Annotated in this window: 18 protein-coding genes; 17 read left to right on the top strand and 1 reads right to left on the bottom strand. The window is 35.6% G+C overall.

The window, feature by feature from the left end:
• Positions 1–563 precede the first annotated feature (563 nt).
• The 10 genes from rpmH (at position 564) to spo0J (ending at position 9,620) form a co-directional block, all read left to right on the top strand.
• A complete protein-coding gene (gene rpmH, locus MHH59_RS27420) occupies positions 564–698 on the top strand; it encodes a 50S ribosomal protein L34 (RefSeq protein ID WP_000831901.1) in 135 nt (44 codons plus the stop codon).
• Positions 699–774: 76 nt separating this feature from the next.
• Positions 775–1,122 carry a ribonuclease P protein component gene (gene rnpA, locus MHH59_RS27415; protein WP_002089963.1) on the top strand — a complete coding sequence of 116 codons (348 nt, stop codon included), beginning with the start codon at positions 775–777 and terminating at the stop codon, positions 1,120–1,122.
• Between the two features lie 52 nt (positions 1,123–1,174).
• Positions 1,175–1,942, top strand: a complete 768-nt coding sequence (gene spoIIIJ, locus MHH59_RS27410) for a YidC family membrane integrase SpoIIIJ (protein WP_002130197.1) — start codon at positions 1,175–1,177, stop codon at positions 1,940–1,942.
• Entirely contained in the window at positions 1,939–2,556 is a 618-nt protein-coding gene (jag, locus tag MHH59_RS27405) for an RNA-binding cell elongation regulator Jag/EloR (RefSeq protein ID WP_002130196.1), read from the top strand. Before spoIIIJ ends, jag begins: the two co-directional genes overlap by 4 nt.
• Before the next feature lie 227 nt (positions 2,557–2,783).
• Positions 2,784–4,160 (top strand): tRNA uridine-5-carboxymethylaminomethyl(34) synthesis GTPase MnmE, encoded by a 1,377-nt coding sequence (gene mnmE / locus MHH59_RS27400; protein ID WP_002130195.1) that lies wholly within the window; start codon positions 2,784–2,786, stop codon positions 4,158–4,160.
• A gap of 58 nt (positions 4,161–4,218) precedes the next feature.
• Positions 4,219–6,108, top strand: coding sequence for a tRNA uridine-5-carboxymethylaminomethyl(34) synthesis enzyme MnmG (gene mnmG, locus MHH59_RS27395; protein ID WP_002130192.1), 1,890 nt, complete (start codon positions 4,219–4,221; stop codon positions 6,106–6,108).
• A gap of 22 nt (positions 6,109–6,130) precedes the next feature.
• Positions 6,131–6,850, top strand: a complete 720-nt coding sequence (gene rsmG / locus MHH59_RS27390) for a 16S rRNA (guanine(527)-N(7))-methyltransferase RsmG (protein ID WP_002016472.1) — start codon at positions 6,131–6,133, stop codon at positions 6,848–6,850.
• Positions 6,851–6,955: 105 nt separating this feature from the next.
• Positions 6,956–7,828, top strand: coding sequence for a nucleoid occlusion protein (gene noc, locus MHH59_RS27385; RefSeq protein ID WP_002016471.1), 873 nt, complete (start codon positions 6,956–6,958; stop codon positions 7,826–7,828).
• A 186-nt stretch (positions 7,829–8,014) separates the two neighbouring features.
• Complete coding sequence (soj, locus tag MHH59_RS27380) at positions 8,015–8,776, top strand: sporulation initiation inhibitor protein Soj (RefSeq protein WP_002016469.1); 762 nt, start codon at positions 8,015–8,017, stop codon at positions 8,774–8,776.
• Complete coding sequence (spo0J, locus tag MHH59_RS27375; protein WP_170935246.1) at positions 8,769–9,620, top strand: stage 0 sporulation protein Spo0J; 852 nt, start codon at positions 8,769–8,771, stop codon at positions 9,618–9,620. Before soj ends, spo0J begins: the two co-directional genes overlap by 8 nt.
• 20 nt (positions 9,621–9,640) lie before the next feature.
• On the opposite strand, the gene yyaC is transcribed toward spo0J, so the two are convergent.
• Positions 9,641–10,237 carry a spore protease YyaC gene (gene yyaC, locus MHH59_RS27370; RefSeq protein ID WP_002130189.1) on the bottom strand — a complete coding sequence of 199 codons (597 nt, stop codon included), beginning with the start codon at positions 10,235–10,237 and terminating at the stop codon, positions 9,641–9,643.
• Positions 10,238–10,497: 260 nt separating this feature from the next.
• Between yyaC and MHH59_RS27365 the strand changes: the two genes are divergently transcribed.
• The 7 genes from MHH59_RS27365 to MHH59_RS27335 all read left to right on the top strand — a co-directional run bounded on the left by MHH59_RS27365 (position 10,498) and on the right by MHH59_RS27335 (position 15,114).
• A complete protein-coding gene (locus MHH59_RS27365) occupies positions 10,498–11,355 on the top strand; it encodes a mechanosensitive ion channel family protein (RefSeq protein ID WP_340852884.1) in 858 nt (285 codons plus the stop codon).
• Between the two features lie 20 nt (positions 11,356–11,375).
• Positions 11,376–11,573, top strand: a complete 198-nt coding sequence (locus MHH59_RS27360) for a DUF951 domain-containing protein (protein WP_000436054.1) — start codon at positions 11,376–11,378, stop codon at positions 11,571–11,573.
• A 115-nt stretch (positions 11,574–11,688) separates the two neighbouring features.
• Positions 11,689–12,789, top strand: coding sequence for a redox-regulated ATPase YchF (ychF, locus tag MHH59_RS27355; RefSeq protein ID WP_128283082.1), 1,101 nt, complete (start codon positions 11,689–11,691; stop codon positions 12,787–12,789).
• Between the two features lie 191 nt (positions 12,790–12,980).
• Positions 12,981–13,271, top strand: coding sequence for a 30S ribosomal protein S6 (gene rpsF / locus MHH59_RS27350; protein ID WP_001233782.1), 291 nt, complete (start codon positions 12,981–12,983; stop codon positions 13,269–13,271).
• A 26-nt stretch (positions 13,272–13,297) separates the two neighbouring features.
• Entirely contained in the window at positions 13,298–13,819 is a 522-nt protein-coding gene (ssb, locus tag MHH59_RS27345) for a single-stranded DNA-binding protein (protein WP_000981963.1), read from the top strand.
• A 44-nt stretch (positions 13,820–13,863) separates the two neighbouring features.
• Positions 13,864–14,097, top strand: a complete 234-nt coding sequence (gene rpsR, locus MHH59_RS27340) for a 30S ribosomal protein S18 (RefSeq protein ID WP_000918874.1) — start codon at positions 13,864–13,866, stop codon at positions 14,095–14,097.
• 81 nt (positions 14,098–14,178) lie between these two features.
• On the top strand, positions 14,179–15,114 hold the full coding sequence (locus tag MHH59_RS27335; protein WP_002130187.1) for a YybS family protein: 936 nt from the start codon (positions 14,179–14,181) through the stop codon (positions 15,112–15,114).
• Positions 15,115–15,124: the final 10 nt, after the last annotated feature.

Below are 15,124 nucleotides of genomic sequence, written 5' to 3'. Positions count from 1 at the left end.
AGGTGTCCCTCCTTTACAAAGATGGTAAAAGAATAAGGTTGCGCAACAATTGTACAACCTGTAAATATTTCTAATGCATATTTATACGAAACGTATTTTAAAATATAAAAACGTCGTTAGTATCCGAGATAGAGTTTTCGACAAAATAACACATGTGGACAACTATTTACTCACATGTGATTTAAACTATCCACATGTTATACACAAATTGTGGATAAAATAAAGGTGTGGAAAACTTATTCAAAGTGAAAACACAACTATAATATCAAAAAAAAGCAGCTATAGCAATGAATTTAAGAAAGTTATCCACAAAATCAATACCTTGTGGAATAAACTTGTCCACAATACGATATACTGTGTAAAAGTAAAAAAAGAGTTTGTGGATACAAAAAAGAGAAAATATATTTATCCACAAGGAAATATAGGGACTGTGAAAAAGTGTGTGAATAGGTTAAAAATGAATATTTGATGAAAATTTCGAGAACCATTGACATTTTCCTATTTGATTTACTATAATTTATTAGACTGTCTTTAACAGATATTCCTCAGGGAGGTGTCATATAATGAAAAGAACTTACCAACCAAATAAACGTAAGCGCAGCAAAGTACATGGTTTCCGCAGCCGTATGAGCACAGCAAACGGACGTAAAGTGCTAGCAGCTCGTCGTCGTAAAGGAAGAAAAGTATTATCTGCGTAGACCACTGATCGTTCAGTGGTCTTTTTTTCTAATAATAATGAGTTTCCGCTGATGAAATACAGGAGTGTCAAATGATATGAAGAAAAAAAATCGTATAAAAAAGAATGATGAATTCCAGGCTGTTTTCCAAAAAGGACAATCGAATGCCAATCGCCAGTTTGTTGTATACAAATTAGATAAAGAAAAACAGCCGCATTTTCGCATTGGTCTTTCTGTTAGTAAGAAAATAGGAAATGCAGTAGTGCGTAATCGAATTAAGCGTATGATTCGCCAATCGATTATAGAATTAAAAGATGAGATAGATTCTGGAAAAGATTTTGTTATAATAGCAAGGAAGCCTTGTGCAGAGATGACATATGAAGAGTTAAAGAAAAGCTTAATTCATGTCTTTAAACGCTCTGGTATGAAAAGAATAAAAAAGTAGCGTAAGGAAATGAATTACACTATATACATACCGAAACAAGGAGGAGCAGGCTTTGAAAAAGAAAATAGGTTTATTAGCCATGGTTATTATGCTAATGGCAATTGCTACCGGCTGTAGTGAAACAAATCAACCGATTACACCGAAAAGCACTGGGATTTGGAATGAATATTTCGTATACCCGCTTTCTCAGTTAATCACGTATTTTGCAGAATTATTTGGTAGTAATTACGGTTTAGCAATCGTTGTTACAACTCTTATCATTCGTTTTGCATTATTACCATTAATGATTAAACAAACGAAGAGTACGAAAGCAATGCAGGCGTTACAACCAGAAATGGTGAAATTAAAAGAGAAATATAGTTCTAAAGATCAAGCAACACAGCAAAAACTACAACAAGAAATGATGCAGTTATATCAAAAGAATGGTGTAAACCCATTAGCAGGATGTTTACCAATATTTGTTCAGATGCCTATTTTATTCGCGTTTTATCATGCGATTATGAGAACAACAGCAATTAGTGAACATACATTTTTATGGTTCGATTTAGGACAGGCGGATCCTTTCTATATCCTTCCAGTTGTTGCAGCTATTACGACGTTTATTCAGCAAAAGCTTGCAATGGCAGGAACGGCTGGACAAAATCCGCAAATGGCAATGATGATTTGGCTTATGCCAATTATGATTTTAGTCTTTGCAATTAACTTCCCAGCAGCACTATCATTGTACTGGGTAGTTGGTAATATCTTTGGTATCGCTCAAATGTATATGATCAAAGGGCCTGAAATTAAGGCTAGTAAGGCAGGAGGATCAAGCAAGTGAGTATGATTACTGCTAAAGGACAAACAGTCGAGCTGGCAGTACAAGATGCTTTAAGACAATTAAATGCTTCGAAAGATCGAGTAGATATAAATATTATCGATGAGGGTAAGAGGGGGTTCCTAGGTTTATTTGGGAATCGCCCCGCTGTTGTAGAAGTTGTATTGAAAAAAGATCCAATCCAAGAATGTGAAGAATATTTAAAAAATGTTATTCAAAATATGGGTGTGGAAGTTGAGATTAGAAAAATTGTAAAAGGACGCGAAGTTGAATTTACAATTTCTGGTGAAAATATTGGTGTTTTAATTGGTAAAAGAGGGAATACGTTGAATTCTTTACAGTATTTAACAAAGCTTGTTGCGAACCGTAATACAAAGCAATATATTGGTATTACACTGGATGCTGAAAACTATCGTAGTAAAAGAAAAAATACGTTAGAAACTCTTTCCTATCGATTAGCAAAACAAGTAGTGAGTACGAAAAAAAGAGTTGTTCTAGAACCAATGCCTTCTTTCGAACGAAAAATTATTCACCAAGCATTATCTAATCATCAAAATATCATTACAACTTCTGAAGGGAAAGAACCACATCGGTATGTTGTAATATCTTCCAAGTGACCGGTTACTCAATTGAGTGCCGGTTTTTTTGAGGAGAAAATAAATGTGGATAACTAAAAAACACTAAACTTATCCACTGTGAATAAGTTTAGTGTTTTTTACATAAGGACATAATAAAATGAGTTATTATTCTTTTGTAGATAGGTTCGTTATGGTATCCTAATAATTTAGTGACGGAAAAAATTCATGTTGAAATAGAGATAAATAAGCAAGTGAGGTGAAAGGACATGGAATTTGATACAATTGCCGCAATTTCCACAGCACTTGGGGAAGGTGCAATTGCCATTGTTCGAGTAAGTGGGGATGATGCGATTGAGAAAGTCGATCGTATTTTTAAAGGGAAGGATTTAACACAGGTTTCTTCTCATACAATTCATTATGGTCATATTGTCGATTTAGATACAAATCAAGTTATTGAAGAAGTTATGGTGTCCATTATGCGTGCACCAAGGACTTTTACGCGTGAAAATATAGTAGAAATTAACTGTCATGGTGGACTTGTTTCGGTAAATAAAGTATTACAGCTTATTTTAGCGCAAGGAGTACGACTGGCAGAGCCTGGTGAATTTACAAAACGTGCTTTTTTAAATGGACGTATTGATTTATCACAAGCAGAAGCTGTTATGGACTTAATCCGTGCGAAAACAGATCGTGCTATGAATGTAGCGATTAACCAAATGGAAGGACGATTATCTAAATTAATCGGCCATCTGCGTCAAGAAATATTAGAAACATTAGCTCATATTGAGGTGAATATAGATTACCCAGAATATGATGATGTAGAAGAGATGACGCATAATATTTTAATTGAGAAAGCTACACATGTCCGTGCTGAAATTGCAAAGATATTAGAAACATCGAAGCAAGGAAAGATTTTACGTGAAGGCATTTCTACCGCGATTATCGGTAGACCTAACGTTGGGAAATCATCGCTATTAAATAGTCTTGTTCAGGAGAAAAAGGCAATTGTAACTGATATTGCAGGAACAACTCGTGATGTTATTGAAGAGTACGTTAATGTGCGTGGTGTACCACTTAAACTTATAGATACAGCCGGAATTCGTGAAACGGAAGATATTGTTGAACGAATTGGTGTAGAGCGTTCGAAGGAAATGATGAGCCAAGCGGACTTAGTGTTAATTGTAGTGAACTATAGCGAGGCTTTAACAAATGAAGATGAGGATCTATTCCGTGCTGTACAAGGAAAAGATTTCATTGTCATTGTAAATAAGACAGATTTACCGCAAGGAATTGATATGGAACGTGTTACAGATTTAGCGGTAGGCAATCGTGTTATTACAACATCTTTAATTGAGGAGCAAGGAATAGATGAGCTTGAAAAGGCAATAGCTGATTTATTCTTTGAAGGAACAATTGATTCTGCGGATATGACATACGTGTCTAATGCGAGACATATCGGATTATTAACACAAGCAGGAAGAACAATTAACGATGCAATTGAAGCGATAGAAAATGGTGTTCCGATTGATATGGTTCAAATTGATTTAACAAGAGCGTGGGAAATACTTGGTGAAATTACTGGTGATACTGTCCATGAAAGTTTAATTGACCAATTGTTCTCTCAATTTTGTTTAGGAAAATAAAGTAAAACTTTAATCAGAGATGATTTAGTAAGATAGAGGTTATTAGGAGGAATAAACAATGGGATACAATGCCGGTTCATATGATGTCATAGTAATCGGTGCAGGTCATGCAGGATGTGAAGCTGGTCTTGCGGCAGCACGAATGGGCTCAAAAACATTAATGTTAACAATTAACTTAGATATGGTAGCGTTCATGCCATGTAACCCTTCTGTTGGTGGACCAGCAAAAGGGATTGTTGTTCGTGAAATTGATGCATTAGGCGGAGAAATGGGACGCAATATTGATAAAACACATATTCAAATGCGTATGTTAAATACGGGTAAAGGACCAGCTGTACGCGCGCTTCGTGCACAAGCTGATAAATTCTCTTACCAGCATGAATTAAAGAAAACAATTGAAGAAACACCAAACTTAACGTTGTTTCAAGGTCTGGTAGAGCGTTTAATTATTGAAGATGGTGTATGTAAAGGGGTAATTACGCAAGCTGGTGCTGAATACACAGCGAAAACAGTTGTAATTACAACGGGAACATTTTTACGTGGTGAGATTATTATGGGAGATTTAAAATATTCAAGTGGTCCAAATAATCAGCAACCATCTATTACATTATCTGAACACTTAGAGGAACTTGGTTTTGATCTTGTTAGATTTAAAACAGGTACACCTCCGCGTGTAAACAGTAATACGATTGATTATAGTAAAACAGAAATTCAACCAGGTGATGATAAGCCACGTGCTTTCTCTTTTGAAACGACAAAATTTATTATGGATCAAATTCCATGTTGGTTAACGTATACAAGTACAGAAACACATCGTTTAATAGATGAAAACTTACATCGCTCAGCTATGTATTCTGGTATGATTAAAGGAACAGGGCCTAGATATTGCCCTTCAATTGAAGACAAGGTAGTAAGATTTAATGATAAACCACGTCATCAAATTTTCTTAGAGCCAGAAGGACGTAATACACAAGAAGTATATGTACAAGGCTTATCGACGAGCTTACCAGAAGATGTACAGCGTGCAATGCTTAGAACAATTCCTGGCCTAGAAAATGTTGAAATGATGCGTACGGGTTATGCAATTGAATATGATGCGATCGTACCAACTCAACTATGGCCAACACTTGAAACGAAAAAAATTAAAAATTTATATACAGCAGGACAAATTAACGGAACTTCTGGTTACGAAGAAGCAGCAGGACAAGGGCTTATGGCTGGGATTAATGCAGCGTGTCGTTCTTTAGGTAAAAAAGAAGTTATTTTAGGTCGTGCTGATGCTTATATTGGTGTCTTAATTGATGACCTTGTAACGAAAGGTACAAATGAACCATATCGTTTATTAACGTCTCGTGCAGAATATCGCCTATTATTACGCCATGATAATGCTGACCTTCGTTTAACTGAAGTTGGTCGTGAAATTGGCTTAATTAAAGAAGATCGCTATGAGCGATTTACAAATAAAAAGTTACAAATTGAACAGGAGAAGGAACGGTTAGAGAGTATTTTTATTAAACCGCGTCCTGAAGTTCAAGAATTAATTCGTAGTATTGGCGGAAGTGAATTGAAAGATGGAATACGTGCAAGTGACTTATTACGTCGTCCAGAGGTGACATATGAGCATATTCATCTTTTAGTACCAAGTGAAGTACCATTAAGTGATGAAATTACGGAACAAGTTGAAATTCAGACCAAGTACGAAGGATACATTGAAAAATCTTTACAGCAAGTAGAACGTATGAAGAAAATGGAAAACAAAAAAATTCCTGTGGATATTGATTATGATGCGATTTCTAGCCTTGCCTCAGAAGCGAGACAGAAATTGAAAGATGTTCGTCCGCTTTCAATGGGGCAAGCTTCACGTATTTCTGGCGTAAATCCAGCTGATGTTTCCATTTTGCTTATTTACATTGAACAAGGAAAAATTGCACGAGTATCGAACCAATAACATAGTAAGGAGATATTGCTAGATGAACATAGAACAATTTCAATCTATGCTAGAAGAGAAGGGTATTTCCCTCTCTTCTAGACAGTTAGAGCAGTTCGGAATCTATTTTGAAACATTAGTAGAGTGGAATGAAAAAATGAACTTAACGGCTATTACGGAGAAAGAAGAAGTATACTTAAAACACTTTTTTGATTCTGTTACAGCGGCTTTTTATTATGATTTTTCGAAACCATTTTCTATTTGTGATGTTGGAGCAGGAGCTGGATTCCCAAGTATCCCTTTAAAAATCTGTTTCCCACACTTAAAAGTAACAATTGTAGATTCATTACAAAAACGTATTAATTTCTTAAATCACTTAGCGCAAAAGTTAGAATTAAGTGATGTTGCATTTTGTCATGATCGTGCTGAAACATTTGGAAAAAAAGAAGGTGTACGTGAAGCATACGATATTGTAATGGCACGTGCAGTTGCACGTCTTTCTGTATTAAGTGAGCTATGTTTACCACTTGTAAAAGTAGGGGGAACATTCATTGCAATGAAAGGTGCAGCGGCGAACGAAGAAATCGAAAATGGCAAATATGCTTTAGAGGTACTTGGCGGAGAATTGAAAGAAATGTCTACGTTCCAATTACCGTTTGAAGAAAGCGAGCGTAATATTTTATTAATCGAGAAAAAGCGCAAGACACCAAAGAAATATCCACGCAAACCGGGAACGCCCAATAAATTACCTATTGAAAAATAAATCTTATTAGACGTAAGATTAAATTATATAAATGAAAACGTAAATGTTTCATAGGAAACATTTTATGTAGAACAGTCAATAGGCCTAAAAGGTGGTGGAATATGTATGAAAAATACGTTTTCTCGTTTATTTGGCTTTGGAGATAAAGAGAGCGAATTCGAATTACAAGACGAAAGCCATGAAGAAATAGCTAAAAAGGTATATGAAGAAATACAGGAAATTCCGATAGTAAACATTACCCCTAACCGTTATCAACCACGAACAGTTTTTGACGATGCACGTATTGAGGAGCTAGCATTAACGATTCGTACACATGGGCTTATCCAGCCGATTGTTGTGAGACAGTATGAGGATGATAAGTACGAGATTATTGCCGGGGAAAGGCGTTTCCGCGCAGCAACAAAGTTAGGGTGGGAAAAAGTTCCTGCAATAATAAAGAATTTAAATGATACTGAGACAGCTTCTGTAGCGTTAATTGAAAATTTGCAACGTGAGGAATTAACAGCAATTGAGGAAGCTGTGGCATATCAAAAGCTGATTGAGTTACATAATTTAACACAAGAAGCATTGGCACAACGACTTGGAAAAGGACAATCGACAGTCGCAAATAAATTGCGATTATTAAAATTGCCTGAAGAAATCAAAAGTGCATTATTAGAAAAAAGTATTACAGAACGGCATGCTCGCGCCCTTATTCCTTTGAAGAATGAGGAATTACAACTGAAGGTTTTACAAGAGATTGTGGAGAAGCAATTGAATGTAAAGCAAACAGAAGAACGAATTGCAAAGTTATTAGAAGAAGTAAAACCAAAGCGCAAAGCGAAGCAAAAAGCAGTAAGTCGAGATGCGAGAATTGCTATGAACACGATTAGACAATCATTACAAATGGTTGCTAATAGTGGTTTGAATGTTAATTCTGCGGAAGAAGAGTTTGATGAATACTATCAAATTACGATTAAAATTCCGAAGAAAAAATAATTACGTGCTAGAGACCTTATCCTACTGGAGAGGTCTCTTTTACTATATTTTCTTGTTAAAGCAAGAAGGAGTTTAGAAATAAATTTTGAAGTTTAATAAGGACGTAAAAGAAAAACTTTTATTTCATGTTACAATAAACGTAATTGTTTCTAGAATAAGAAAGAAAGGTTGAAAGTAGGTGACATCATGGGAAAAATCATTGCTATTGCTAATCAAAAAGGCGGTGTTGGAAAAACAACAACATCCGTTAATTTAGGGGCTGGATTGGCACAAGTAGGAAAAAAAGTCCTTCTCGTAGATATTGATGCTCAAGGAAATGCAACGACTGGTGTAGGGATTGAAAAGTCTGAATTAGATCAATGTATTTATAATGTTCTTGTAGAAGATGCAGATGTTCAAGGTGCCATACGGAAAACCGCAACTGAAAACTTAGATGTTCTACCCGCTACAATTCAATTGGCTGGTGCTGAAATTGAATTGGTACCAACCATTTCCCGGGAAGTACGCTTGCAAAGAGCGTTACAGCCAATTCGTGATGAATATGAGTATATTATTATTGACTGTCCCCCATCCTTAGGGTTATTAACGATTAATGCATTAACCGCAGCAGATTCTGTTATTATTCCTGTACAGTGTGAATATTACGCGCTGGAAGGATTAAGTCAGCTATTAAATACAGTTCGACTTGTGCAAAAGCATTTAAATAAAAATTTAGCAATTCAAGGTGTATTGTTAACGATGTTGGATGCTCGTACAAATTTAGGAATTCAAGTTATAGATGAAGTGAAAAAATACTTTAGAGATAAAGTATATCGTTCGATTATTCCTCGTAATGTTCGCTTAAGTGAGGCACCAAGTCATGGAAAACCAATTATGCAGTATGACGCTAAATCAAGAGGAGCAGAAGTATATTTAGATTTAGCAGAGGAAGTGATTGCAGGTGGCTAAGGGATTAGGAAGAGGAATCAACGTGTTTTTTCCAGATTTAGATGTGAAAGAAGAAGAAACAATTCAGGAGATTATAGTAACTGAATTAAGGCCGAATCCATATCAACCACGTAAATATTTTAATAAAGAAGCGATTCAGGAATTAGCGGCTTCTATTAAAGAGCACGGTATATTGCAACCTTTAATTGCTCGAAAGAGTATTAAAGGATATGAAATAGTTGCAGGTGAAAGAAGATATCGTGCTGCTAAAGAGGCCGGACTTGAGAAAGTGCCTGCTGTCGTAAGGCAATTAAATGAGCAGCAAATGATGGAATTTGCTTTGCTTGAAAACTTACAACGAGAAGATTTAAATCCTATGGAAGAGGCAATGGCATATCAGATGTTAATGAACGAGCTAAATGTAACACAAGAACAATTAGCAAAACGTCTTGGTAAAAGCAGGCCTTATATCGCAAATTATACTCGTTTGTTAAGCCTCCCTTCATTCGTTCAAGATATGATTGCAAACGGTCAACTTTCAATGGCTCATGGAAGAACTTTACTTACAATAAAAGATGAAGAACAGTTGAAATCTTTATTGAAGCGAATTGAAAAAGAAGGACTGAATGTTCGCCAATTGGAACAAATTGTTCAGGAAATTAATCAACGTGTTTCACGTGAAACACAACAAGTGAAAAAAGAAAGAAATATATTTTTTGTAGAGCGTGAAACGTTTTTAAGAGAAAAGTTTGGTACGGATGTAAAAATTAAAGAAACGAAAAAAGAAAAAGGTAAAATCGAAATCGAATTTTTTAATAAAGAAGATTTAAATCGAATTTTAGAATTATTATCAAAGGGAAATTAAAAAGCAAACCATCTTATTGTTTATAGATGGTTTGCTTTTTTTAATGCAGATAATTTTTGATCGGTTTCTTTTATACTTTGTGCAATTACATCGGCCATCTTCATAACTAAACTTAGTCTTGTATTTTGAAGTACGAAAAACTCCATGAAACCATTTAAATTTACGATGCCATGAATATGCAAATCACCAATTTCAGGTAATTTCTTATTCATCGCAGCTCCAGGTTTACTGGGGCCCTTTCCGGTAGTTATAGAACCGATACTTTGAGATTTTCCTAAACATGCATCAACAGCAATAATAAATGAAGTAGGATTTTCTTTCTGTATATTCTGAATTTTCTCTTCTAGATTTAGTGCATGTATTGGTTCGTCTAGTGTGCCGAATACTTGAAGGTTTTTGATTTCAATTTGTTCTAGTTTAGTACCAACTAATGGACCAAGTGCATCACCGGTGGAACGGTCTGTTCCGATACAAACGAGAATGAGTGGCATATTAGTCTTAACGGGAATATGGGAAAGTAAGAAATTACTGATTGTCTCAGAGGCTTCTAAGTCATGATGCATAACATTTTGAGTTTCTTTTTCAAAAAAAGGTAAGCGAAAACTTCTAATATTCATGAAGCACCCATCCTTTTAATAAATTTTCACAATATGTTATATGGTGTGTGAAATGGAAAATTATAAGTGCATACTTTTTACAAACTGTGAATGAAAACGGAAATAATAGTACTAGTATATATATATTCGTTTCATTTTATACCTGAATGGAAGTTAACAAATGGAATTAAAGTCATAAATTTTTTTCAGAAATCAGAGAGAGTTCTGATACAATAATAAGGATAACTAAAAAGAAATTTTAGCTAGAGAGGTAGAGGGACATGGATTTAGCGTTGAAATGGTTTGAGTCCATTGATTGGACGAATATAGGTGTGAAGTCACTAAAAATAATCGTTATTTTAATACTTGGTGCAATCGTTGTGCGAGTTGCAAGGGCAATTGTACGAAATGCGTTTCGTATGGGAAGCCGTTCGCCGATTCAAATTTCAGAACGTCGTACAGTTACGGTAGCGAAGTTGCTTGAAAATATTGTGGCATACGTTGTTATGTTCATTATGTTAATTGCGATTTTAGGTGTGTTTGATATTAATGCATCAGGTCTATTAGCTGGTGCTGGGGTAATTGGTTTAGCAGTCGGTTTTGGTGCACAAAGTTTAGTGAAAGATGTCATTACAGGACTATTTATTTTGCTAGAAGATCAGTTTTCAGTTGGTGACTATGTAAGAATTGGTCAGTTTGAGGGAGTTGTTTTAGAAATTGGACTTCGTACAACGAAACTAAAGAGCTGGACAGGGGAAATTCATACTTTACCAAACGGAAGTATTATTCAAGTTACTAATTTTTCGGTTAGTAATAGTGTAGCATTCGTTGATGTATCTATTTCGTATGAGGCCGATATAGCAAAAGCAGAGCAAGTAATTGAAGAGTTATTAGTAGAATTACCTGCAAAGTACGAGAAGATGGTAACAACGCCTCAATTGTTAGGTGTACAAACATTAGCTGCATCAGAAGTTATATTACGTGTTATTGCTGAAGTGGAGCCGATGCAACATGCAGTTATTGCAAGAGCTCTTCGTAAAGAGATTAAAACTCGTCTGGATTTACATGGAATTGAAATTCCATATCCACGTATGGTTTTATATAATCGTGAAGAATTGGTTAGTGGAAAAGCAATTTAGTATGGAGAGGGGTTTGGAGAGTGGAGCAAAAGCAATATAACTTGTACGATGTTGTGGAAATGAAGAAAGCCCATCCATGTGGTGAAAATCGCTGGAAGATTATTCGTATGGGAATGGATATCCGCGTTAAGTGCGAGGGGTGTGACCATTCGGTAATGATTCCTCGAAGAGAGTTTGATCGTAAGGTAAAAAAAATACTTGTGAAGCATGAAGAATAGTGAAAAAGCAACAGCTGCAGTAGACAGCCGTTGCTTTTTTTCATTTGGTGGAAACTTGTCATTTTTTTCGTTACTATCTATAATGATGAAAGATTGAGACATAGGAGTGAAAAATATGGGATTAACGGCTGGGATTGTTGGATTACCTAACGTAGGGAAGTCCACTTTATTTAATGCAATTACACAAGCAGGAGCAGAATCTGCGAACTATCCATTCTGTACAATCGATCCAAACGTAGGGATTGTAGAAGTACCAGATGAGCGCTTAAATAAATTAACGGAATTAGTAGAACCGAAAAAAACTGTTCCGACTGTATTCGAATTTACTGATATCGCAGGTATCGTAAAAGGTGCGAGTAAAGGTGAAGGATTAGGAAATAAATTCTTATCTCACATTCGCCAAGTAGATGCAATTTGCCAAGTTGTTCGTTGTTTTGAAGATGAAAATATTACACACGTTTCAGGGAAAGTAGATCCAATTGATGATATTGAAACAATCAACTTAGAACTAATCTTAGCGGATTTAGAATCAGTTGATAAACGTATCGAGCGTGTTGCGAAATTAGCAAGACAAAAAGATAAAGAAGCAGTATATGAGCATGAAATTTTAGTGCGTTTAAAAGAAGCTTTCGAAGAGGGAAAACCAGCTCGTACTGTTGAATTTACAGAAGAGCAAATGAAGATTGTTAAAGGCCTTCATTTACTTACAACGAAAGAAATGCTATACGTAGCAAACGTAAGTGAAGATGATATTATTGATCCTTCTGAAAATAAATATGTACAAATGGTAAAAGAATTTGCTGCAAATGAAAATTCTCAAGTTATCGTTGTATGTGCAAAAATCGAAGAAGAAATCGCTGAGTTAGACGAAGAAGAGAAAAAAGTATTCCTGGAAGAATTAGGTATTGAAGAATCTGGTTTAGATCAGTTAATTCGTGCTGCATATGACTTATTAGGACTTGCTACTTACTTCACAGCTGGTGTGCAAGAAGTGCGTGCATGGACGTTTAAACAAGGTATGAAAGCACCACAATGTGCTGGCGTAATTCATACAGACTTTGAGCGTGGATTTATTCGCGCAGAAACAGTTTCTTATGATGATTTAATGACAAACGGTTCTATGACAGCTGCAAAAGAAGCTGGAAAAGTACGTTTAGAAGGAAAAGAGTATATCGTAAAAGACGGAGATGTTATGCACTTCCGCTTTAACGTTTAATTTAATATTTCCTAGGAAAAATAAAGATATGAACTTGGCAAATATATTATGTGTTTGCCAAGTTTTTTACGTATTGGTGAGTTGATTCATATAACTTACTATGATATAATCTAAACTCGTGAGTAATTACTATAAATTAATTGCTCCTTGCCCATTATGGGCCGTTTAGACCAAAAGGAGGTGAAAGTGTAATGAGAAAGTACGAAATTATGTACATCATTCGTCCTGGCGTTGAAGAAGAAGCTCAAAAAGCTTTAGTTGAACGTTTCGCAGGTGTTTTAACAAACAATGGTGCAGAAATCATTAACACAAAAGAGTGGGGTAAGCGTCGTTTAGCTTACGAAATCAACGACTTACGTGAAGGTTTCTACATGATCTTAAACGTGAACTCTAACTCAGAGGCGATTAACGAATTCGACCGTTTAGCTAAGATCAACGAAGATATCCTTCGTCATATCGTTGTTAAAGAAGAAGAAAAATAATTGATATATAAGGGAGAGTGGTTCGATTGATGAATCGTGTTATCCTCGTTGGTCGTTTAACTAAGGACCCTGACTTACGTTACACGCCCAATGGTGTTGCAGTAGCTACTTTTACGTTAGCTGTGAATCGCGCATTTGCGAATCAACAAGGTGAGCGTGAAGCTGACTTTATTAATTGTGTAATATGGCGTAAACAAGCAGAAAACGTGGCAAATTATTTGAAAAAAGGTAGCTTAGCAGGCGTAGACGGACGTCTTCAAACTCGTAATTACGATGGACAAGATGGTAAACGTGTATATGTAACAGAAGTTCTTGCGGAGAGCGTACAATTTTTAGAGCCGCGTAATGGCGGTGGGGAGCAACGTGGTTCATTCAATCAGCAACCATCAGGAGCTGGTTTCGGTAACCAAAGCTCTAACCCATTTGGTCAATCTAGTAATTCAGGTAACCAAGGTAATCAAGGTAACTCTGGATTTACGAAGAATGACGATCCATTTTCGAATGTTGGTCAACCGATTGACATTTCGGACGACGATTTACCATTTTAATGGTGTGAATCGGCTATTTTTAACAAAGAATGGAGGGAATAGACATGGCAGGACGCAAAGGTGGACGTGCGAAGCGTCGTAAGGTGTGTTTCTTCACATCTAACGGCATCACTCGCATTGACTATAAAGATGTTGATTTATTAAAACGTTTCGTTTCTGAGCGCGGTAAAATTTTACCTCGTCGTGTAACAGGAACAAGCGCGAAATACCAACGCAAACTTACAGTTGCAATTAAACGTGCTCGTCAAATGGCACTTTTACCATATGTTGGTGAATAATAGCGTATGAAATGCACAGTAGAGTCGGACTCTACTGTGCATTTTGCTATGCTTTTCTTTTTTTGAAAGAGAGGTTAGATGATGAAGAATACGAAATTTATTACTGAGGGTGCAGCACTGTTAGCGATATATGCAATGTTATTGCTTATATCTATGTATGTTCCAATTTTAGGTACAGTTGTAACGTTTGCGTTGCCATTGCCATTTATATTGCTAACGATAAGATATAGATTATCTAACGCCTTTATAGTTTTTACTGCGGCGCTTTTTATTACTGTTATTGTCAGTCAGCCGATGAACCTAGTAAAGACAACTATGTTTGGATTGATAGGTATCGTTTTAGGATATATGTATAAAAAACGAAAAAAGCCGGTAGAAACTTTAATGGCGGGGACGCTTGCGTACTTAATTGGTATTATGCTCATTTATGTTGCGAGTATAAAGTTTTTTAACATAGATTTAATGAAGCAAATGCAAAATATGTTTAATGAAAGTATGGCGCAAAGTGAAAAGATAGTTACTGCTGCGGGTATGCCTATTAGTAAAGAGCAAAAAGAATTATTTGCACAATTTAATGATGTGTTACAAACGTTATTCCCAAGTTTGCTTGTGATGGTTTCTGTATGTTTTTCTTGGATTACAGTTATGATATCAGGTAGTGTTTTGAGAAAACTAAAGCATGACGTTATACCTTGGCCTAAATTTAAAGATATACAATTACCAAAGAGTATTGTTTGGTATTACGTTATATTTATTTTGCTATCAACTTTTATAAAAGTAGAACCGACATCATATTTACATATGGTATTTTCTAATTTATATGTCATATTTGCTTTACTACTAGTACTGCAAGGTCTGACATTTATCGCTTTTATAGCGCATAGCAAAGGTTTTACGAAAGGTGTTCCTATTATTAGTTTTATTGTCTGCATGTTTATTCCGATGATGTTTCCTCTTGTAACAATCTTAGGTATAATTGATTTAGGGATTTCATTGCGTTCTAAAATAGGGGAATAAAATAATATTC

This window comes from Bacillus sp. FSL E2-0195 (genome assembly GCF_038003645.1).
Taxonomy (GTDB): Bacteria; Bacillota; Bacilli; order Bacillales; family Bacillaceae_G; genus Bacillus_A; species Bacillus_A mycoides.
The sequence above is the reverse complement of the archived record's forward strand: the minus strand, read 5'-3'. Positions and strand labels throughout refer to the sequence as shown.

Coding starts and splice junctions, on each gene's coding strand:
- rpmH (WP_000831901.1), top strand. CDS start 564: ATGAAAAGAACTTACCAACCAAATAAACGTAAGCGCAGCAAAGTACAT.
- rnpA (WP_002089963.1), top strand. CDS start 775: ATGAAGAAAAAAAATCGTATAAAAAAGAATGATGAATTCCAGGCTGTT.
- mnmE (WP_002130195.1), top strand. CDS start 2,784: ATGGAATTTGATACAATTGCCGCAATTTCCACAGCACTTGGGGAAGGT.
- mnmG (WP_002130192.1), top strand. CDS start 4,219: ATGGGATACAATGCCGGTTCATATGATGTCATAGTAATCGGTGCAGGT.
- rsmG (WP_002016472.1), top strand. CDS start 6,131: ATGAACATAGAACAATTTCAATCTATGCTAGAAGAGAAGGGTATTTCC.
- noc (WP_002016471.1), top strand. CDS start 6,956: ATGAAAAATACGTTTTCTCGTTTATTTGGCTTTGGAGATAAAGAGAGC.
- soj (WP_002016469.1), top strand. CDS start 8,015: ATGGGAAAAATCATTGCTATTGCTAATCAAAAAGGCGGTGTTGGAAAA.
- yyaC (WP_002130189.1), bottom strand. CDS start 10,237: ATGAATATTAGAAGTTTTCGCTTACCTTTTTTTGAAAAAGAAACTCAA.
- MHH59_RS27365 (WP_340852884.1), top strand. CDS start 10,498: ATGGATTTAGCGTTGAAATGGTTTGAGTCCATTGATTGGACGAATATA.
- ychF (WP_128283082.1), top strand. CDS start 11,689: ATGGGATTAACGGCTGGGATTGTTGGATTACCTAACGTAGGGAAGTCC.
- rpsF (WP_001233782.1), top strand. CDS start 12,981: ATGAGAAAGTACGAAATTATGTACATCATTCGTCCTGGCGTTGAAGAA.
- rpsR (WP_000918874.1), top strand. CDS start 13,864: ATGGCAGGACGCAAAGGTGGACGTGCGAAGCGTCGTAAGGTGTGTTTC.
- MHH59_RS27335 (WP_002130187.1), top strand. CDS start 14,179: ATGAAGAATACGAAATTTATTACTGAGGGTGCAGCACTGTTAGCGATA.